Raw genomic sequence first — 19,397 nt, 5'->3', positions numbered from 1 at the left:
CCACGGCGAATCTGCCCGAACCAGACACTCACCGTGAGGTCCACGCATGCCCAGCAACTTCTTCATCCCCGACCCCGAGGGTCAAACCCCCAGCCCCGAAGGCTACTTCGGAGCGTACGGCGGCAAATTCATCCCGGAGGCCCTCGTCGCCGCGGTCGACGAGGTCGCCGTCGAGTACGACAAGGCCAAGTCCGACCCGGAGTTCGCCCGTGAGCTGGACGACCTCCTCGTCCACTACACCGGCCGCCCGTCCTCCCTCACCGAGGTGCCCCGCTTCGCCGCCGAAGCCGGCGGAGCGAGGATCTTCCTCAAGCGCGAGGACCTGAACCACACCGGCTCGCACAAGATCAACAACGTGCTCGGCCAGGCCCTGCTCACCAAGCGCATGGGCAAGACCCGGGTGATCGCCGAGACCGGCGCCGGTCAGCACGGCGTGGCCACGGCCACCGCCTGCGCGCTCTTCGGCCTGGACTGCACGATCTACATGGGCGAGATCGACACCCGCCGCCAGGCCCTCAACGTGGCCCGCATGCGCATGCTCGGCGCCGAGGTCATCGCCGTGAAGTCCGGCAGCCGCACGCTGAAGGACGCGATCAACGAGGCGTTCCGCGACTGGGTCGCCAACGTCGACCGCACCCACTACCTCTTCGGCACGGTCGCCGGCCCCCACCCCTTCCCGGCGATGGTCCGCGACTTCCACCGCGTCATCGGCGTCGAGGCCCGCCGCCAGATCCTGGAGCAGGCCGGACGCCTCCCCGACGCCGCGATCGCCTGTGTCGGCGGCGGCTCCAACGCCATCGGCCTCTTCCACGCCTTCATCCCAGACGCGGACGTCCGCCTCATCGGCTGCGAGCCCGCCGGACACGGCGTGGAGACCGGCGAGCACGCGGCGACCCTGACCGCGGGCGAGCCCGGCATCCTGCACGGCTCCCGGTCCTACGTACTCCAGGACGACGAGGGCCAGATCACCGAGCCGTACTCGATCTCGGCGGGCCTCGACTACCCGGGCATCGGCCCCGAGCACGCCCACCTCAAGGACTCCGGCCGCGGCGAGTACCGCGCGGTCACCGACGACGCCGCCATGCAGGCGCTGCGCCTGCTGTCGCGCACCGAGGGCATCATCCCGGCCATCGAGAGCGCCCACGCGCTGGCCGGTGCCCTGGAGGTGGGCAGGGAGCTGGGCGAGGACGGGCTGATCGTCGTCAACCTGTCCGGCCGCGGCGACAAGGACATGGACACCGCCGCCCGCTACTTCGGGCTGTACGACACCGACGCCGAGGTCGCCGAGGACGCCTCCGGCACCGCCGAGATCGAGGGGGACGCCAAGTGAGCGGGAACGCACGGCTGCTGGACGAGACCCTCGCCGCGGCGAAGGCCGAGGGCCGCTCCGCCCTCATCGCCTACCTCCCGGCCGGCTTCCCGACCGTGGACGGCGGCATCGCGGCGGTCAAGGCCGCGATCGACGGCGGCGCCGACGTCGTCGAGGTCGGACTGCCGCACAGCGACCCGGTGCTCGACGGCCCGGTCATCCAGACCGCCGACGACATCGCCCTGCGCGGCGGCGTGAAGATCGCCGACGTGATGCGCACCGTCCGGGAGGCCCACGCGGCCACCGGCAAGCCGATCCTCGTCATGACGTACTGGAACCCCATCGACCGCTACGGCGTGGAGCGCTTCACCGCCGAGCTGGCCGAGGCGGGCGGCGCCGGGTGCATCCTGCCCGACCTGCCGGTCCAGGAGTCGGCCCTGTGGCGGGAGCACGCGGACAAGCACGGGCTCGCCACCGTCTTCGTGGTCGCGCCCAGCAGCAAGGACGCGCGGCTCGCCGAGATCACCGCGGCCGGCAGCGGCTTCGTCTACGCCGCCTCCCTGATGGGCGTCACCGGCACCCGCGAATCGGTCGGCGCACAGGCCGAGGACCTGGTGCGACGCACCCGCGCCACCACCGACACCCCGGTCTGCGTCGGGCTCGGCGTCTCCAACGCCGCCCAGGCCGCCGAGGTCGCCCGCTTCGCCGACGGCGTGATCGTCGGCTCGGCGTTCGTCAAGCGCATGCTGGACGCCCCCGACGACGCGGCAGGCGTGGAGGGCGTCCGCGCGCTCGCCGCCGACCTGGCGAAGGGCGTACGCGGACAGGCGTGACCGCGGGCAGATGACAGGGGTCCCTCGTACGGGTGGACCTGGGACCGGGGAGGCGCGGTGCGCCTCCCCGGTTCGTTCTGCGGGGTGTGAGCGAGAAGAACCGAGAGGGAAAGCGCACCGCCCGCCAGAAGCTTGCGGCCGAGCGCGAGAAGCAGAAGTCCAGGGACAAGCGCCGCCGCGCGCTGATCGTCGGCGCGAGCGTGGTGGGCGTCCTCGGGCTCGCGGCCGTGGTCGGCGTGATCGCCGCCAACACGGGCAAGGACGACAGCGAGGCGTCCGGCCCGGTCGTGGCGCCCTCGGGCGCCCAGGGCAAGGACGGTCTCGCCATCCCGGTCGGCAAGGAGAGCGCCAAGTCGACGCTCGTCATCTGGGAGGACTTCCGCTGCCCGGCCTGCAAGGCCTTCGAGCTGGCGTACCGCGACACGATCCACGAGCTGACCGACGCCGGACAGCTCAAGGTCGAGTACCACCTGGCGACCATCATCGACGGCAACATGGGCGGCACCGGCTCCCGCAAGGCCGCCAACGCCGCGGCCTGCGCCCAGGACGCCGGGAAGTTCCCGGCCTACCACGACGTGCTGTTCACCAACCAGCCCGCCGAGACCGACGACGCCTTCGCCGACGAGGACAAGCTGATCGACCTGGCCGGCAAGGTCGACGGCCTCGACACCGCCCTCTTCCAGGAGTGCGTCAGGAACGGCACGCACAACAGCTGGGTGGAGAAGTCCAACGAGGCCTTCCGCACCGGCGGCTTCAGCGGCACGCCCACCGTCCTCCTGGACGGCAAGAACATCTACCAGGACCGCTCCATGACCCCCGCCAAGCTCAAGCAACTGGTGGCGGACGCCAACAAGTGAGGGACGGTGTTACGGACCCGTAGCCGGGCTGCCCGACGCGGGTGCCGCCCGACACGGTAGCGTCGACCCTGCCATGGAACTTGCCTTCATTCCCAGCCCGTCGAGCGGGGTGCTGTACCTCGGCCCCGTTCCGCTGCGCGGCTACGCGTTCTGCATCATCATCGGTGTCTTCGTCGCCGTCTGGCTCGGCAACAAGCGCTGGATCGCCCGCGGCGGCCGGGCCGGCACGGTGGCCGACATCGCTGTCTGGGCCGTTCCCTTCGGTCTGATCGGCGGCCGGCTCTACCACGTGATCACGGACTACCAGCTGTACTTCAGCGAGGGCCGTGACTGGGTCGACGCCTTCAAGATCTGGGAGGGCGGACTCGGCATCTGGGGCGCGATCGCCCTCGGTGCGCTGGGCGCCTGGATCGGCGCCCGGCGCCGGGGCATCCCGATGCCCGCCTACGCCGACGCCGTCGCCCCCGGCATCGCCCTCGCGCAGGCCCTCGGCCGCTGGGGCAACTGGTTCAACCAGGAGCTCTACGGCAAGGCCACCGACCTGCCCTGGGCCGTGGAGATCACCTCCTCGGCCGACGGGCGGGTGCCCGGCACGTACCACCCGACCTTCCTGTACGAGTCCCTGTGGTGCATCGGCGTCGCCCTGCTCGTCATCTGGGCCGACCGCCGCTTCGAGCTCGGCCACGGACGGGCGTTCGCCCTGTACGTCGCGGCCTACTGCGCGGGCCGCTTCTGGATCGAGTACATGCGCGTCGACGACGCCCACCACATCCTGGGCCTGCGGCTGAACAACTGGACCGCGCTGCTCGTCTTCCTGCTCGCCGTGGTGTACATCGTGGTCTCGGCGCGGATGCGACCGGGCCGCGAGGCCGTGGTCGAGCCCGGCGCGGAGCCGTCCGGCGGCGACGCCGTGGAGGCGGACGCGGACACCGACTCGGAGGGCCCCCGGGACGACGCCGAGGACGGCGGATCGGCGGACGCCAAGGACGCCAAGGACGCCAAGGGCACCGGGAGTGCCGAGAACGCCAAGGACGTCGGTGGCACCGAGGCCGCCGGGGACACCGAGGACGCCGCCAAGGACGTGAAGGACGGGGCCGACTCCGCCAAGAAGGTCTGACCGCGCCGCGTCCACCGTCGAAGGGTGCCCGGAATCCTCCGGCACCCTTCGACGTGTGTCACGACAGTGCGGGCCGCCGCGCCAGAGACAGCGTGCGCCGGGCCGTCGCCACCACGGCCGCGTCCACGAACCGCCCGTCCGGCAGCGCCAGCGCCCCCGGCTGCGCGGTGGCCGCCTTCACGATCGTCTCCGCCTCCTCCAGCTCCCGCTCGGTCGGCAGGTACGCCCGCTCGATGATCGGCAGCTGGCGGGGGTGGATCGCCGCGCGGCCGAGGAAGCCCAGGGCCCGGCCGTGCGCGCAGGACGCCGCCAGGCCCTCCAGGTCGCGGGTGTCCGGATGCACCGTCTGCGACGGCGGCGCCAGCCCTGCCGCCCGCGCGGCCACGACCACCCGCGCGCGCGACCAGTCCAGCCCCGTGTCCCCGCGCACCCCCAGGTCGGCGCGGAGGTCGGCCTCCCCGAGGGCGATGCCGCGCAGCGACGGGTGGGCGGCGGCGATCCGGTACGCCCGTTCCACGCCCAGCGCCGTCTCCAGCAGCGCGTACAGAGGCGGACCGCCGGTGGCCGCCGCGACGCCGGTGACCTGCTCGGGGGCGGTCACCTTGGGCAGCCGCAGCCCGGACACCCCCGGCAGTGCGGCCAGCGCCGCCAGGTCGGCCGCGGCCAGGGGACCGTCCAGGGCGTTGACACGGACGTGGACCGGCACCGGCTGCGGCTCGGTGAGCAGTTCGGCGGTGGCCCTGCGGGCGTACTCCTTGCGGTCGGGGGCGACCGCGTCCTCCAGGTCGATCACCACCACGTCGGCGCCCGCGGCCAGCGCCTTGGCCACCACCGGCGGCCGGTCCCCGGGGGCGTACAGCCAGGTCAGCGGAGGTGCGGTCATACGACGCCCTCCTCACGCAGCTCCTTCACGTCCGCCGGGGCGAGACCCAGCTCGGTCAGCACCTCCTCGGTGTCCGCACCGTGCGGGCGGCCCGCCCAGCGGATCGCGCCCGGGGTGGCGGAGAGCCGGAAGAGGACGTTCTGCATGCGCAGCGGACCCAGCTCCGGATCGTCGACCGTGGTGACCGTGTCCAGGGCCTGGTACTGCGGGTCGGCCATCACGTCCCGCACGTCCTGCACCGGGGCGACGGCCGCCTCGGCCTTCTCGAAGGCGGCGAGCACGTCGGCGCGGCCGTGCCGGGCGATCCAGTCGCCGACCGCCGCGTCGAGCACGTCGGCGTGCCGGGCCCGGTCGGCACCCGACCCGAACCAGGGCTCGTCGATCAGCTCCGGCCGCCCCACCAGCCGCATCACCCGCTCGGCGACCGACTGGGCCGAGGTGGAGACGGCGACCCAGGTGCCGTCGGCGGTGCGGTAGGTGTTGCGGGGGGCGTTGTTCTGGGAGCGGTTGCCGGTGCGCGGCTGGACGTGGCCGAGCTGGTCGTACCAGGTGGGCTGCGGGCCCAGCACGGTCAGGATCGGCTCGATGATCGCCATGTCGACCACCTGGCCCTCGCCGGTGCGGTCCCGGGCGGCCAGCGCCGTCATCACGGCGTACGCGGTCGCCAGGGCGGCGATGGAGTCGGCGAGGCCGAACGGGGGCAGCGTCGGGGCCGCGTCGGGCTCGCCGGTCATCGCGGCGAAACCGCTCATGGCCTCGGCGAGGGTGCCGAAGCCGGGGCGGCGCGCGTACGGGCCGAACTGGCCGAAGCCGGTGACGCGGGTGAGGATCAGGCGCGGGTTGACGGCGGACAGCTCGTCCCAGCCCAGGTCCCACTTCTCCAGGGTGCCGGGGCGGAAGTTCTCGACGACGACGTCCGCGGTCGCGGCGAGGCGGAGCAGGGTGGCGCGGCCGGCGGGCTTGGACAGGTCGAGGGTGATGGTGCGCTTGTTGCGGCCCAGCACCTTCCACCACAGGCCGACGCCGTCCTTGGACGGGCCGTGGCCCCGGGACGGGTCGGGGCGGCTCGGGTGCTCCACCTTGATCACCTCGGCGCCGAAGTCACCGAGCATGGTGGCGGCCAGCGGGCCCGCGAAGAGCGTGGCGAGGTCGAGGACGCGCAGGCCGCTCAGCGGCGGCGCGGCGGCGGGGGAGGCGGAGGCGGTGGTCACGAGGGGCTCGGGCATGGGCGGGTGGCCTCCCGGTGGGTGAGGTGGGCGAGGGTGTCGAAGCCGACGCCGTCGAAGTCGCCGACCGAGGTGGCCAGGCGGTTCTTCAGCGGGGCCGTCCAGTGCTCGGGCAGCGCGGCGGGCGAACCGGCGAGGACCCCGGCGACGCTGCCGGCGGTGGCACCGTTGGAGTCGGTGTCCCAGCCGCCCGACACCGCGCGGGAGACCGAGCCGGTGAAGTCGCCGTCCGCGTGGGTGAGGGCGGCGGCGAGCAGCGCGGTGTTGGGGACGGCGTGCACCCAGTGGTGGGTGGGGGAGTGGCGGGCGTGCAGGACGTCCACGACCGTGTCGAAGTCGGCGTGGGTCCCGGCGAGGTCCACGGCGTGACGGACGGCTTCGGCGAGGCGGGAGCCGGGCGGTACGACCGTCAGACCGGCGCGCAGACAGGCGTGCACGTCGTGCGCGCCGGTCGCGGCGGTGGCGAGGACGGCCGCCGCGAACATCGCCGCGTACACGCCGTTGGCCGTGTGGGTGAGGACGGCGTCCCGGTGGGCCTGCTCGGCGGCGCCGGCCGGGTCGCCGGGGTTGGTCCAGCCGTGCACGTCGGCGCGGATCAGGGCGCCGATCCACTCGCGGAACGGGTTGCGGTGGCGGGCGGTGAGCGGGGGTTCGAGGCCGCTGAGCAGATTGCGGTAGGCGACGCGTTCGGCGGTGAAGGTGCGGCCGGCGGGCAGCTCGTCGAGCCAGACCCGCGCGACGTCGGCGGTGGTGAAGGCCCGGCCGTGGCGCCGCAGGAGCCGCAGGTTGAGGAGGGGGTAGTTGAGGTCGTCGTCCTCGGGCATCCCGTCGATGTTCTCGGCCAGGGACGTGGGCGCCGAGCGGCGGTTCCAGGGGTGGGCGGCCAGGAGTCCGGCCCGGACCCCCCGGGCGGTGAAGTAGCCGGTCGGGGGCCAGTTGCCGGCGGCCCGGCCGAGGAGGCGGATGCCGGTCAGGGGGAGCTTCTCGACGGGTTTGCCCAGGAGACAGCCGGCGGCCCGGCCGAGCCAGGCGGCTTCCAGCCGGGCCGGGGACACGGACACGGGAGCGGTCGCGGGGGACGGCCAGTCGGGGCACAGCGCCCTGATCCGGTCGAGGTCCGTCGGCTCGGTGTCCGTCATGGGGCTGGGCAGGTCGGCGAGTTCGTCCAGGAGGTCTCCCGCCAGGAGGCGGAGGTAAGGGGAGGCCGGCCCGGTGGAGGCGCCTGCCCGGGGCGGGGGCTCGCTGCCGCCCGCCGCCCGCCAGCGGGCCGCGACCGCCGAGGGATTGCGGCCGTCCAGCCGCGCCTGGCGCAGCTCGTGTCCGATCAGGTCCTCGGGCTGGACCCAGGTCAGCCGGAGCATCCCGCGCCTCCGATCGCGGCGAACGCCTCCTCGTGGGCGCGGCGCCGCCGTACGTCGCGCTCGAAGACCTCGCGGGCGACCCGGGTGAGCGTCGCCGCCGGTTCCCACAGGTCGAGCCGGCTCGCCTCCGCGACGGCCTTCGCCCAGTCCTCCGGCACCGGTGAGCCCAGCGCCCCGGCCAAGGCGCCCGCCATCGTGGCGATGGAGTCGCAGTCGCGCCCGTAGTTCACCGCGCCGAGGACCGCGTGCCGCCAGTCGCCGCCGGAGACGAGCAGCATGCCGAGGGCGACGGGCAGTTCCTCGATCGCGTGCAGCCGGGACGGGCGGCGGGCGCCGAGCGAGGGCGCGCGGTAGTCCGGGCCGACCGTGTCGTACGGGGCGACCGCCTCCCGCAGCGGCGTCAGCGCCGACTCGAAGTCCGAGTACCGCGCGGCCACTTCGCAGACCGCGTCGATCGCCGCCCGTGTGCCGTCCTTGGCCAGCGACAGACAGGCGGCCACCACCGAGTCCGGCGTCGCCCCGGGCGCGCAGGCCGCGGCGACCGCCGCCGCGAGGACCCCGGCCGCCTCACGGCCGTACGACGACTGGTGCGCGCCCGCGACGTCCAGCGCCTCGGCGTAGGCGGCGGCCGGGTTGGCGGCGTTGACCAGTCCGACCGGGGCCATGTACATGGCGGCACCGCAGTTGACGATGTTGCCGGTGCCCGCCTCGCGCGGGTCGACGTGGCCGTAGTGGAGCCGGGCCACCAGCCACTTCTCCGCCAGGAAGATCCGCTGGAGGGGGAGCGCCTCGGCCTCCAGCTCCGGGATCCAGCGAGGGTTGGTCATCAGGTCCGGGACCAGGTGCTCGGCGACGGCGTGGGCGTCGAGGTGGTCGCGGACCGTGCCGTACACCCGGACCAGCGCGTGGGTCATCAGGGTGTCGTCGGTGACGTGGCCGTCGCCCTTGTGGTACGGGGCGATGGGGCGGGCGGTGCGCCAGTCGTCGCCGTTCCAGGGGCCGACGACGCCGTGGACGCGACCACCGTGGCGTTCGAGGATCTGGGCGGGGGAGTAGCCCTCGACGGGGCCGCCGAGCGCGTCACCGACGGCGGCGCCGACGAGGGCGCCGGTGACGCGTTCGTCCAGGGACGCGGTGGGCGAGCCGGGTGTCCTCATGTCGTCCCTCATGTCGGGTGCGGTCCTTTCCGGACGGGGCCGGTGCGTGCGTGCAGGAGTCCGGCGAGTTCGACCAGGTCGGTGCCGGTGAGCCGGGGCAGTACGCAGCCGGGGAGGGTGCGGCAGGTCTCGCGCCAGGAGGCGGGGATCGCCGCGCCGCCGCCCAGCGCGCCGGTGAGGGCGCCGGCCAGCGCCGGGGCGGAGTCCGCGACCCGGGAGAGGCAGGCCGCCGCCGGCACCGCCTGAGCGATGCGGCCTTCGGCGGCGACGGTCAGGGCGAGGGCGACCGGGACGGTCTCGGCGGCGGCGATGCCGTAGCTGTAGACGTGGTCGACGATCTGGTGTTCCAGCAGCGGGACCAGTGCGAAGGTGCTCTCCGCGTCAGCCGCGAGGGCCAGTGCCTGACGGGCGTTACGGCCGATCTCCGTCTCCGGCGGCAGCTCGGCGAGCGCGGCCGTGACGCAGGCGGGTACCTCGCCGCCGCCGAGGGCGCGGGCCAGCGCCGCCGCCATGGCGCGGGCGCCGTGCACCCCGTCGCCGTCCTGGGTGTAGCGGGCGTCGAACTCGGCCAGGTCGGCTGCGGCCCGCGGGTCGCCGGGGTGGGCGACGGCGAGGACGCAGGCGCGGACGCAGGCGGCGTCGTCGAAGTAGTGCGGGTTGTCGTGGCCGGTGGCGGGCGGGCGCAGGCCGGCGGCGAGGTTGCCCAGCCCGGCCCGGACCGAGATGCGGGCCCGCAGCGGCAGTACCGCCGACTCCGGCTCCGGGGCGCGTTCCGTCGCCGCGGCCACCTCGCTGGCGGCGGCGTTCCAGGTCAGGTCGATCGCGGCCCGCATCCGCCGTTCCCGGCTCAGATCCCCGAGCGCGCCGTCGTCCCCGGCCCGCAGCACCGCCTCCGCCGCGAACGCCGCCCACTCCGCGTCGTCGGAGGGGCCGAGGCGCAGCGGCTCCGGGGGCTGGTTCAGGGCGATGGGCACGGGGAGGGTGGTGGTGGCATTCTGCTCGGCGAAGGTGTCCAGCTCACGGGTGAGGCGGCGGGTCCACTCGGGCATCCGCGCGGCCCGGTGCCGGGCGGCGGGCCACCCGGCGGCGTCCCCGGCGGCCAGCCCGAGGAGGAGGCCCTCGACGCGGTCGCCGGCGGCGCGGGTCGCCGCGGCGGCGGCCTCGGACACCGGCCGGTGCCCGCTCCCGGCGGGTGGCGACGCCTCCGGCGCGTCGGCCGTGGCGACGTACGCGACGGTGGCCGGCTCCTCCCCGCCGGGCCGCCCCCTGCTCACGGCGCCGCCTCCGCCGCGACCTCGTCGCCGGGTTGCGCGCCGGGGGCGCGTTCCGGGGCCGGGTCGGCCGCGCCGGTGGGTACGGCGGCCCGCCCGACGGCGCGTGCGGAGTGCCGGCCGCCGGGGAGGGCTCCCGCGTCCCGCGCGTCTGGGCCACTCGTCCCGGGGGAGCCTGCCGACGACGGGTGCGCGCCCGTGCGTACGGCGTCGTGTTCGGCGCTGGGTGCCGCGATCGGTGTGGCGTTGGTGCTGGTGCTGGTGCTGGTGCTGGTGCTGGTCCTGGTGGTGGTGGGTGGGGCGGGTCGTGTGCTGCCGGTGCTTGCGGTGCGCGCCTTGTGCCGGGCGGCGTCGGCGTGGGCGCTCGGTGGTGCGGTCCGTGCGGGGGCGCAGCCCGGGGGCCCGGCAGGCACGGTCCCTGTGGCGTCGGTGCCCGCGGTGATCGCCTCGTGCCATACGGCGTCCGCGTGGGCGCCTGATGGTGTGGCCGGTGCGAGGCTGCTGTCCGGGGGGCCGACCGGTGCGGGGTGGGCGGCGATACCGGGCAGGTCGCCTGGTGTGGAGCTGTTTGCTTGGGGTCCGGGCGGTGCGGGGTGTGCGGGGGTGGTGATGTCTGGTGGGTTGCCTGGTGTGGAGCTGTTTGCTTGGGGTCTGGGCGGTGCGGGGTGTGCGGGGGTGGTGATGTCTGGTGGGTTGCCTGGTGTGGAGCTGTTTGCTTGGGGTCCGGGCGGTGCGGGGTGTGCGGGGGTGGCGATGCCCGGCAGGTCGCCCGGCGTGGAGCCGCTTCTCTGGAGCCGGGGCGGTGCGGGGTGCGCGGGGGCGGTGATCTCCGGGAGGCCACCCGGCGCGGAGCCGTCGCCCCGGGGCCCGGTGGGCGCGCCGTACCCGCTCGGTACGCCGTCGGCGCCCGCCGTGAGTGCCCCGGCGGCTCCTCCGGGAGCCGCCGCCCGCGTCAGCAGGTCCGCCACCTCCAGCACATGGTGCCCCGCCATCGCCGGCAGGCAGCTGCCGCGGGCCGGACCGATCGCCGACGCCCACTCGGCCGGGATCGCGGCGGCGCCGCGGGTCGCGCCGGCCAGGGCGCCCGCCACCGCCGCCGTGGTGTCGGCGTCGCGCCCCATGTTGACGGCCGTCAGCACCGCGTCCGTGAAGTCGCCGTCGGCCGCCGCGTACGCCCCGAAGGCGAGGGCGACCGCCTCGGGGGCCAGGTCGGTCCAGGGGTAGCCGCCGATGACCACCGCGGAGCGGACGGCGCGTTCGCCGAGGTGGGCCGCCGTCATCGCCCGGCGCAGACAGCGGGCCGTCCAGGAGTCCTCCGGGACGACGGCCAGCGCGGAGGCCACCACGGCGTCGGTCGGCGCCCCCGCCATCGCCGCCGCGACCCCCGCCGCCACCGCCTGGCCGCCGTAGATGCCCTCGCCGTCGTGGCTGACCGAGCCGTCGATCGCCGCCAGCCGGGCGGCCTCGGCGGGCCGGCCCGCCGCGAACACACCGTGCGGCGCGGCCCGCATCGCGAGCCCGTCGCTCCACGCGTGGCGGTGCTGCGCGGAGATGGGCGCGGCCAGCCCGCGGCGCAGGTTCTCCAGGGTGCCCCGCTCGCTGAAGCCGGCGCCCCGGAACGGGCCCTCCTCCCGGTCCGCGATCCACTCGTGCCAGGCCGTCTCCACGTGGGCCGGGGTGAGCGCGGCGCCGTACCGGGCCAGCAGCAGGCCGGAGAAGATCGCGTACTCGGTGTCGTCGGTGCCGGCCGGCTCGCGGGTCACGTAGCCCGTGATGCGCCCCCAGCGGGCGCGGATCTCGGAGGGCTTCATGTTCTCGGCCGGTGCTCCGAGCGCGTCCCCGACGGCCAGGCCCAGCAGTGCGCCCCGGGCCCGCTCACGGAGTCCGACGGCGTCCCCGGGCGCGGGGGCCGGGGGGATGCAGGCGGTGGATGCCATGCGGCCTCTCCTCTCCCTTTGCGGATGTGTCCCCGGTGCCGCACGCGTCGCAGCCTCGCGGACCCCAGCGTCACCCGGACGACATCTGTGCAGGGAAGATCACGGATGAGCGAGAAAGGGTAAAACCGCAGGTAAGCCCAGCCTTTCCTTGCTGGCGGAGCGGAAATGAGCGGCGTAGATTGGGTGTTGTTAAAAAGTAGACCCAGTCCAGACTAGCTTTCCGGGGGGCCCGTATGGCCATCATCGAGACCGAGGCGCCGCTGCACGAGGCGCACCGCGACAACCACACCCACCGCGACGTGAACGGCGGCTGGCTGCGCCCCGCCGTCTTCGGCGCCATGGACGGCCTGGTCTCCAACCTCGCCCTGATGACCGGTGTCGCCGGCGGTACGGCGAGCCAGCAGACCGTGGTGATCAGCGGACTCGCGGGTCTCGCCGCCGGCGCCTTCTCCATGGCGGCCGGCGAGTACACCTCCGTCGCCTCGCAGCGCGAACTCGTCGAGGCCGAGCTGGACGTCGAGCGCCGCGAGCTGCGCAAGCACCCGGCGGACGAGGAGGCCGAGCTCGCCGCGCTCTACGAGGCGCGGGGCGTGGACGCCGGCCTCGCCCGCGAGGTCGCCCGGCAGCTGTCGCGCGACCCCGAGCAGGCGCTGGAGATACACGCCCGCGAGGAGCTGGGCATCGACCCCTCCGACCTGCCGTCCCCGCTGGTCGCGGCCGTGTCCTCGTTCGGATCCTTCGCGCTCGGCGCGCTGCTTCCCGTCCTGCCGTTCCTGCTCGGCGCCAGTGCGCTGTGGCCCGCCGTGGTCCTCGCGCTGGCCGGTCTGTTCCTGTGCGGCGCGGTGGTCGCCAAGGTGACGGCGCGCAGCTGGTGGTACAGCGGTCTGCGGCAGCTCGCCCTCGGTGGTGCCGCGGCCGGTGTGACCTACGCCCTGGGCAGCCTGTTCGGAACGGCCGTAGGATAGCCCGGCTCGGACTTATGCGGTGAGCCGCATAAGTAGCCGCAGAAGTTGCTACTCGCTGGTTTCGAGCGTGTGATCCCCGGGCATGAGCCGAAAGCGCTGTGAGCAACGAGGCCCACCGCGCACCCGCGGAGTGGGCGACGAAGCTCCCTCCGCGCCCTCGGGCCGACGGGCATCGATCTGTCCGTCTCGGTCCCCACAGCCTCCACCGCCGGGCGCGGAACGCTCTCCGCAGCCCCCGGTGTCCGTATGGTGGAACGGATTATCCCGCTTCCCGAGAACCACCCCATCATGTAACCTGCACGAAATTTTGATCCCACGCAGAGGGCCAACGTCGTCCCTCGGCACTTTGCACATGCCAGATGACGACGACGGGAGAGCCGATGCGTACGCCGCGCCAGCCGTCCCAGCACTCCGCGAATGGCCAGAACTGGTCCTTCATGGATGCTCGCCCTGCTGCGCAGGGTATGTACGACCCCCGCAACGAGCACGACGCCTGCGGCGTCGGTTTCGTCGCCACTCTCACCGGCGAGGCATCGCACACCCTGGTCGACCAGGCGCTCACCGTGCTGCGCAACCTCGAGCACCGCGGCGCCACCGGCTCCGAGCCCGACTCGGGCGACGGTGCCGGCATCCTCTCCCAGGTGCCCGACGCCTTCTTCCGCGAGGTGGCCGGATTCGAACTGCCCGAGGCCGGGGCGTACGCCGTCGGCATCGCCTTCCTGCCGGTCGACGGCACGGAGGACGCCGTCTCGCGGATCGAGACGATTGCCGGCGAGGAGGGCCTCACCGTCCTCGGCTGGCGCGAGGTCCCGGTCGCCCCGCAGCTGCTCGGCGCCACCGCCCGCTCGACCATGCCGGTCTTCCGCCAGATCTTCGTGGCCGACGGCGCCTCGCAGGGCATCGCCCTCGACCGCCGCGCCTTCGCGCTGCGCAAGCGCGCCGAGCGCGAGGCCGGGGTCTACTTCCCGTCACTGTCCGCGCGGACCATCGTCTACAAGGGCATGCTGACCACCGGCCAGCTCGAGCCCTTCTTCCCGGACCTGTCCGACCGCCGCTTCGCCTCCGCGATCGCGCTCGTGCACTCCCGGTTCTCCACCAACACCTTCCCGAGCTGGCCGCTCGCCCACCCGTACCGCTTCGTCGCGCACAACGGCGAGATCAACACGGTCAAGGGCAACCGCAACTGGATGCGCGCCCGCGAGTCCCAGCTCGTCTCCGACGTCTTCGGCTCCTCCTCCGACCTGGACCGGCTCTTCCCCGTCTGCACGCCGGACGCCTCCGACTCCGCCTCCTTCGACGAAGTCCTGGAGCTGCTCCACCTCGGCGGGCGCTCGCTGCCGCACTCCGTGCTGATGATGATCCCGGAGGCGTGGGAGAACCACGACTCCATGGACCCGGCCCGGCGCGCCTTCTACCAGTTCCACTCCACGATGATGGAGCCCTGGGACGGCCCCGCCTGCGTCACCTTCACCGACGGCACCCAGGTCGGCGCCGTCCTCGACCGCAACGGTCTGCGCCCCGGCCGCTACTGGGTCACCGACGACGGCCTCGTCGTCCTCGGCTCCGAGGTCGGCGTCCTCGACATCGACCCCGCGAAGGTCGTCCGCAAGGGCCGCCTGCAGCCCGGCCGCATGTTCCTCGTGGACACCGCCGAGCACCGCATCATCGAGGACGACGAGATCAAGGCCCAGCTCGCCGCCGAACAGCCCTACGGCGAGTGGATGGAAGCCGGCGAGATCGAGCTGTCCGACCTGCCCGAGCGCGAGCACATCGTCCACACCCACGCCTCGGTCACCCGCCGCCAGCAGACCTTCGGGTACACCGAGGAGGAGCTGCGCGTCATCCTCGCGCCGATGGCCAAGGCCGGCGCCGAGCCGATCGGCTCCATGGGCACCGACTCGCCCATCGCCGCGCTCTCCGACCGGCCCCGGCTGCTCTTCGACTACTTCACCCAGCTCTTCGCGCAGGTCACCAACCCGCCGCTGGACGCCATCCGCGAGGAACTGGTCACCTCCCTGCGCTCCTCGCTGGGCCCGCAGGGCAACCTGCTGGAGCCGTCGGCCGCCTCCTGCCGCAGCGTCCTGCTGCCGTTCCCGGTGATCGACAACGACGAGCTGGCCAAGCTCATCCACATCAACGCCGACGGCGACATGCCCGGCTTCAAGGCCGCGACCCTCTCCGGCCTCTACCGGGTGCACGGCGGCGGCGACGCGCTCGCCGCCCGCATCGAGGAGATCTGCGCCGAGACCGACGCCGCCATCGAGAACGGCGCCCGGCTCATCGTCCTCTCCGACCGCCACTCGGACGCCGAGCACGCCCCGATCCCGTCGCTGCTGCTCACCGCCGCCGTCCACCACCACCTCATCCGCACCAAGCAGCGCACCGAGGTCGGCCTGCTGGTCGAGGCCGGCGACGTCCGCGAGGTCCACCACGTCGCCCTGCTCATCGGCTACGGCGCCGCCGCGGTCAACCCGTACCTGGCCATGGAATCCGTCGAGGACCTGGTCCGCGCGGGCACCTTCCTGCCCGGCATGGAGTCCGAGCAGGCCATCCGGAACCTGATCTACGCCCTCGGCAAGGGTGTCCTCAAGGTCATGTCCAAGATGGGCATCTCCACCGTCGCCTCCTACCGCGGCGCCCAGGTCTTCGAGGCCGTCGGCCTGGACGAGGCCTTCGTGGAGAAGTACTTCAACGGCACCGCCACCAAGATCGGCGGCGTCGGCATCGACGTCGTCGCCCAGGAGGTCGCCGCCCGCCACGCCAAGGCGTACCCGGCCAGCGGCATCGCGCCCGCCCACCGCGCCCTGGACATCGGCGGCGAGTACCAGTGGCGCCGCGAGGGCGAGCCGCACCTGTTCGACCCGGAGACGGTCTTCCGCCTCCAGCACTCCACCCGCTCCGGCAAGTACGACATCTTCAAGAAGTACACCGAGCGCGTGAACGAGCAGTCCGAGCGGCTGATGACGCTGCGCGGCCTCTTCGGCTTCAAGAGCGACCGGCAGCCGATCCCGGTCGACGAGGTCGAGCCCGTCTCCGAGATCGTCAAGCGCTTCTCCACCGGCGCCATGTCGTACGGCTCCATCTCCCAGGAGGCGCACGAGACCCTCGCCATCGCCATGAACCAGCTGGGCGGCAAGTCCAACACCGGTGAGGGCGGCGAGGACCCGGAGCGCCTGTACGACCCGGCGCGCCGGTCGTCGATCAAGCAGGTCGCCTCCGGCCGCTTCGGAGTGACCTCCGAGTACCTGGTCAACGCCGACGACATCCAGATCAAGATGGCCCAGGGCGCCAAGCCCGGCGAGGGCGGCCAGCTGCCCGGCCACAAGGTCTACCCCTGGGTCGCCAAGACCCGTCACTCGACGCCGGGCGTCGGCCTGATCTCCCCGCCGCCGCACCACGACATCTACTCCATCGAGGACCTGGCCCAGCTGATCCACGACCTGAAGAACGCGAACCCGCAGGCGCGGATTCACGTCAAGCTGGTCTCCGAGGTCGGCGTCGGCACGGTCGCGGCCGGTGTGTCGAAGGCGCACGCGGACGTCGTCCTCATCTCCGGCCACGACGGCGGCACCGGCGCCTCCCCGCTGACCTCGCTCAAGCACGCGGGCGGCCCCTGGGAGCTGGGCCTCGCCGAGACCCAGCAGACCCTGCTGCTCAACGGCCTGCGCGACCGGATCGTCGTGCAGACCGACGGCCAGCTCAAGACCGGCCGCGACGTGGTCATCGCCGCGCTGCTCGGCGCCGAGGAGTTCGGTTTCGCGACCGCGCCGCTCGTCGTCTCCGGCTGCGTCATGATGCGCGTCTGCCACCTGGACACCTGCCCGGTCGGCATCGCCACCCAGAACCCGGTGCTGCGCGACCGGTTCTCCGGCAAGGCCGAGTACGTGGTGAACTTCTTCCAGTTCATCGCCGAAGAGGTCCGCGAGATCCTCGCCGAGCTGGGCTTCCGCTCCATCGAGGAGGCCGTCGGCCACGCCGAGACCCTCGACGTCACCCGCGCCGTCGACCACTGGAAGGCGCAGGGCCTGGACCTGGAGCCGCTGTTCCACGTGCCCGAGCTGCCCGAGGGCGCCGTGCGCCACCAGGCGATCGTCCAGGACCACGGCCTGGAGAAGGCCCTCGACAACCAGCTGATCAAGCTCGCGGCGGACGCGCTCGGCGCCACGGACGCCACCGACGCCGCCCCGGTGCGCGCCCAGGTCGCCATCCGCAACATCAACCGCACGGTCGGCACCATGCTCGGCCACGAGGTGACCAAGAAGTTCGGCGGCGCGGGTCTGCCCGACGACACCGTCGACATCACCTTCACCGGCTCCGCCGGCCAGTCCTTCGGCGCCTTCGTCCCGCGCGGCATCACCCTGCGCCTGGAGGGCGACGCCAACGACTACGTCGGCAAGGGCCTGTCCGGCGGCCGGATCGTCGTCCGCCCGGACCGGGGCGCCGACCACCTCGCCGAGTACTCCACCATCGCCGGCAACACCATCGGCTACGGCGCCACCGGCGGCGAGATGTTCCTGCGCGGCAAGGTCGGCGAGCGCTTCTGCGTCCGCAACTCCGGCGCGACGGTCGTCTCCGAGGGCGTCGGCGACCACGGCTGCGAGTACATGACCGGCGGCCACGCGGTCGTCCTCGGCGAGACCGGGCGCAACTTCGCGGCCGGCATGTCCGGCGGCATCGCCTACGTCGTCGACCTGGACCGCGACAACGTCAACGCCGGCAACGTCGGCGCGATCGAGGCGCTGGACGACGCCGACCGCGAGTGGCTGCACGACGTCGTGCGTCGGCACCGGGAGGAGACGGGCTCCACCGTCGCCGAGAAGCTGCTCGCCGAGTGGGACACCGCCGTCGAACGCTTCAGCAAGATCATCCCCAGCACGTACAAGGCAGTGCTCGCCGCCAAGGACGCCGCCGAGCGAGCCGGTCTCTCCGAGACCGAGATCACCGAGAAGATGATGGAGGCGGCGACCAATGGCTGATCCCAAGGGCTTTCTGAACCACGGGCGCGAGGTCGCCCAGACCCGCCCCGTGGGCGAGCGCGTCAAGGACTGGAACGAGGTCTACGTCCCCGGCTCCCTGCTGCCGATCATCAGCAAGCAGGCCAGCCGCTGCATGGACTGCGGCATCCCGTTCTGCCACAACGGCTGCCCGCTCGGGAACCTGATCCCCGAGTGGAACGACTACGCCTACCGCGAGGACTGGCAGGCCGCGCAGGAGCGCCTGCACGCCACCAACAACTTCCCGGAGTTCACCGGCCGCCTGTGCCCGGCCCCGTGCGAGTCGGCGTGCGTGCTCGGCATCAACCAGCCGCCGGTCACCATCAAGAACGTCGAGGTCTCCATCATCGACAAGGCGTGGGAGACCGGGGACGTCGCCCCGCAGATCCCCGAGCGCCTGTCCGGCAAGACCGTCGCCGTCATCGGCTCCGGCCCCGCGGGCCTGGCCGCCGCCCAGCAGCTCACCCGGGCCGGCCACACCGTCGCCGTCTACGAGCGTGCCGACCGCGTCGGCGGCCTGCTGCGCTACGGCATCCCCGAGTTCAAGATGGAGAAGCGGCACATCAACCGCCGCATCGAGCAGATGCGCGCGGAGGGCACCCGCTTCCGCACCGGCGTCGAGATCGGCCGCGACCTCAAGGCCACCGACCTCAAGAAGCGTTACGACGCCGTCGTCATCGCCGCCGGCGCCACCACCGCCCGCGACCTGCCGGTCCCCGGCCGGGAGCTGAACGGCATCCACCAGGCGATGGAGTACCTGCCCCTGGCCAACAAGGTCCAGGAGGGCGACTACGTGGCGCCCCCGATCACGGCCGAGGGCAAGCACGTCGTCGTCATCGGCGGCGGCGACACCGGCGCCGACTGCGTGGGCACCGCCCACCGCCAGGGCGCCGCCTCCGTCACCCAGCTGGAGATCATGCCCCGGCCGGGCGAGGAGCGGGACGCGGTGCGCCAGCCCTGGCCGACCTTCCCGATGCTCTACAAGGTCACCAGCGCCCACGAGGAGGGCGGCGAGCGGGTCTACGCCGTCTCCACGACCCACTTCGAGGGCGACGAGGACGGCAACGTCCAGTGGCTGCACATGAGCGAGGTCGAGTTCGTCGAGGGCAAGCTCACCCCGAAGCCGGGCACCGAGCGCAAGATCCCGGCCCAGCTCGTCACCCTCGCCATGGGCTTCACCGGCACCGACCGGGAGAACGGACTGGTCGACCAGTTCGGCCTGGAGCTCGACGAACGGGGTAACATCGCCCGGGACGCCGACTTCCAGACCAACGTGCCGGGTGTGTTCGTCGCCGGTGACGCCGGCCGCGGCCAGTCGCTCATCGTCTGGGCGATCGCCGAGGGCCGCTCCGCCGCCCGCGGCGCCGACCGCTTCCTGACCGGGGCCAGCGAACTGCCGGCCCCGATCCGCCCGACCGACCGCGCCCTCGCGGTCTGACGGACGGAACAACCGAAGAACGTCCCGTACAAAGGCGTACGGAACACTG

General features: G+C 73.4%; 13 protein-coding genes. 7 read left to right on the top strand and 6 right to left on the bottom strand.

The annotated features are described in order from the left end of the window. The first annotated feature begins 46 nt into the window (after window positions 1-46). From trpB to lgt, 4 genes are all read left to right on the top strand, one after another. On the top strand, window positions 47-1,330 hold the full coding sequence (trpB, locus tag M6G08_RS01300) for a tryptophan synthase subunit beta (RefSeq protein ID WP_272585342.1): 1,284 nt from the start codon (window positions 47-49) through the stop codon (window positions 1,328-1,330). Continuing rightward, a complete protein-coding gene (gene trpA, locus M6G08_RS01295; RefSeq protein WP_272585341.1) occupies window positions 1,327-2,142 on the top strand; it encodes a tryptophan synthase subunit alpha in 816 nt (271 codons plus the stop codon). Before trpB ends, trpA begins: the two co-directional genes overlap by 4 nt. 86 nt (window positions 2,143-2,228) lie before the next feature. Further along, complete coding sequence (locus M6G08_RS01290; RefSeq protein WP_272585340.1) at window positions 2,229-2,999, top strand: DsbA family protein; 771 nt, start codon at window positions 2,229-2,231, stop codon at window positions 2,997-2,999. A gap of 73 nt (window positions 3,000-3,072) precedes the next feature. After that, window positions 3,073-4,116, top strand: a complete 1,044-nt coding sequence (lgt, locus tag M6G08_RS01285) for a prolipoprotein diacylglyceryl transferase (RefSeq protein ID WP_272585339.1) — start codon at window positions 3,073-3,075, stop codon at window positions 4,114-4,116. Between the two features lie 58 nt (window positions 4,117-4,174). Here lgt and M6G08_RS01280 read toward each other — a convergent pair whose 3' ends face one another. Genes M6G08_RS01280 through M6G08_RS01255 form a run of 6 tightly spaced genes read right to left on the bottom strand, consistent with a single transcriptional unit; the run spans window position 4,175 to window position 11,951 of the window. Next, window positions 4,175-4,999, bottom strand: coding sequence for an HpcH/HpaI aldolase/citrate lyase family protein (locus M6G08_RS01280; protein ID WP_272585338.1), 825 nt, complete (start codon window positions 4,997-4,999; stop codon window positions 4,175-4,177). Beyond that, the gene (locus M6G08_RS01275) at window positions 4,996-6,225 is read right to left on the bottom strand and encodes a CaiB/BaiF CoA transferase family protein (protein ID WP_272585337.1); all 1,230 of its coding nucleotides are present in this window, start codon (window positions 6,223-6,225) and stop codon (window positions 4,996-4,998) included. Before M6G08_RS01275 ends, M6G08_RS01280 begins: the two co-directional genes overlap by 4 nt. Next, window positions 6,207-7,586: an ADP-ribosylglycohydrolase family protein gene (locus tag M6G08_RS01270; protein ID WP_272585336.1), complete on the bottom strand. Its 1,380-nt coding sequence runs from the start codon at window positions 7,584-7,586 to the stop codon at window positions 6,207-6,209. Before M6G08_RS01270 ends, M6G08_RS01275 begins: the two co-directional genes overlap by 19 nt. Continuing rightward, entirely contained in the window at window positions 7,574-8,755 is a 1,182-nt protein-coding gene (locus M6G08_RS01265; RefSeq protein ID WP_272585335.1) for an ADP-ribosylglycohydrolase family protein, read from the bottom strand. Before M6G08_RS01265 ends, M6G08_RS01270 begins: the two co-directional genes overlap by 13 nt. Beyond that, window positions 8,752-10,017 (bottom strand): ADP-ribosylglycohydrolase family protein, encoded by a 1,266-nt coding sequence (locus M6G08_RS01260; RefSeq protein WP_443048717.1) that lies wholly within the window; start codon window positions 10,015-10,017, stop codon window positions 8,752-8,754. The genes M6G08_RS01265 and M6G08_RS01260 overlap by 4 nt, the downstream gene beginning before the upstream one ends. Then, window positions 10,014-11,951, bottom strand: a complete 1,938-nt coding sequence (locus tag M6G08_RS01255; protein WP_272585334.1) for an ADP-ribosylglycohydrolase family protein — start codon at window positions 11,949-11,951, stop codon at window positions 10,014-10,016. Before M6G08_RS01255 ends, M6G08_RS01260 begins: the two co-directional genes overlap by 4 nt. 233 nt (window positions 11,952-12,184) lie before the next feature. Between M6G08_RS01255 and M6G08_RS01250 the strand changes: the two genes are divergently transcribed. The 3 genes from M6G08_RS01250 to gltD all read left to right on the top strand — a co-directional run bounded on the left by M6G08_RS01250 (window position 12,185) and on the right by gltD (window position 19,348). After that, window positions 12,185-12,916 (top strand): VIT1/CCC1 transporter family protein, encoded by a 732-nt coding sequence (locus M6G08_RS01250; RefSeq protein ID WP_272585333.1) that lies wholly within the window; start codon window positions 12,185-12,187, stop codon window positions 12,914-12,916. Between the two features lie 437 nt (window positions 12,917-13,353). Next, window positions 13,354-17,892, top strand: a complete 4,539-nt coding sequence (gltB, locus tag M6G08_RS01245; protein ID WP_272591219.1) for a glutamate synthase large subunit — start codon at window positions 13,354-13,356, stop codon at window positions 17,890-17,892. Continuing rightward, window positions 17,885-19,348: a glutamate synthase subunit beta gene (gene gltD, locus M6G08_RS01240; RefSeq protein WP_272585332.1), complete on the top strand. Its 1,464-nt coding sequence runs from the start codon at window positions 17,885-17,887 to the stop codon at window positions 19,346-19,348. Before gltB ends, gltD begins: the two co-directional genes overlap by 8 nt. Window positions 19,349-19,397 lie beyond the last annotated feature (49 nt).

The organism is Streptomyces sp. M92 (genome assembly GCF_028473745.1).
Taxonomy (GTDB): Bacteria; Actinomycetota; Actinomycetes; order Streptomycetales; family Streptomycetaceae; genus Streptomyces.
This window is presented reverse-complemented; position numbering and strand designations above follow the sequence as displayed.

Bases quoted from the DNA above. Each gene is read 5' to 3' on its own strand.
- trpB (WP_272585342.1), top strand. From the start codon at position 47: ATGCCCAGCAACTTCTTCATCCCCGACCCCGAGGGTCAAACCCCCAGC.
- lgt (WP_272585339.1), top strand. From the start codon at position 3,073: ATGGAACTTGCCTTCATTCCCAGCCCGTCGAGCGGGGTGCTGTACCTC.
- M6G08_RS01280 (WP_272585338.1), bottom strand. From the start codon at position 4,999: ATGACCGCACCTCCGCTGACCTGGCTGTACGCCCCCGGGGACCGGCCG.
- M6G08_RS01275 (WP_272585337.1), bottom strand. From the start codon at position 6,225: ATGCCCGAGCCCCTCGTGACCACCGCCTCCGCCTCCCCCGCCGCCGCG.
- M6G08_RS01270 (WP_272585336.1), bottom strand. From the start codon at position 7,586: ATGCTCCGGCTGACCTGGGTCCAGCCCGAGGACCTGATCGGACACGAG.
- M6G08_RS01265 (WP_272585335.1), bottom strand. From the start codon at position 8,755: ATGAGGGACGACATGAGGACACCCGGCTCGCCCACCGCGTCCCTGGAC.
- M6G08_RS01255 (WP_272585334.1), bottom strand. From the start codon at position 11,951: ATGGCATCCACCGCCTGCATCCCCCCGGCCCCCGCGCCCGGGGACGCC.
- M6G08_RS01250 (WP_272585333.1), top strand. From the start codon at position 12,185: ATGGCCATCATCGAGACCGAGGCGCCGCTGCACGAGGCGCACCGCGAC.
- gltB (WP_272591219.1), top strand. From the start codon at position 13,354: ATGGATGCTCGCCCTGCTGCGCAGGGTATGTACGACCCCCGCAACGAG.
- gltD (WP_272585332.1), top strand. From the start codon at position 17,885: ATGGCTGATCCCAAGGGCTTTCTGAACCACGGGCGCGAGGTCGCCCAG.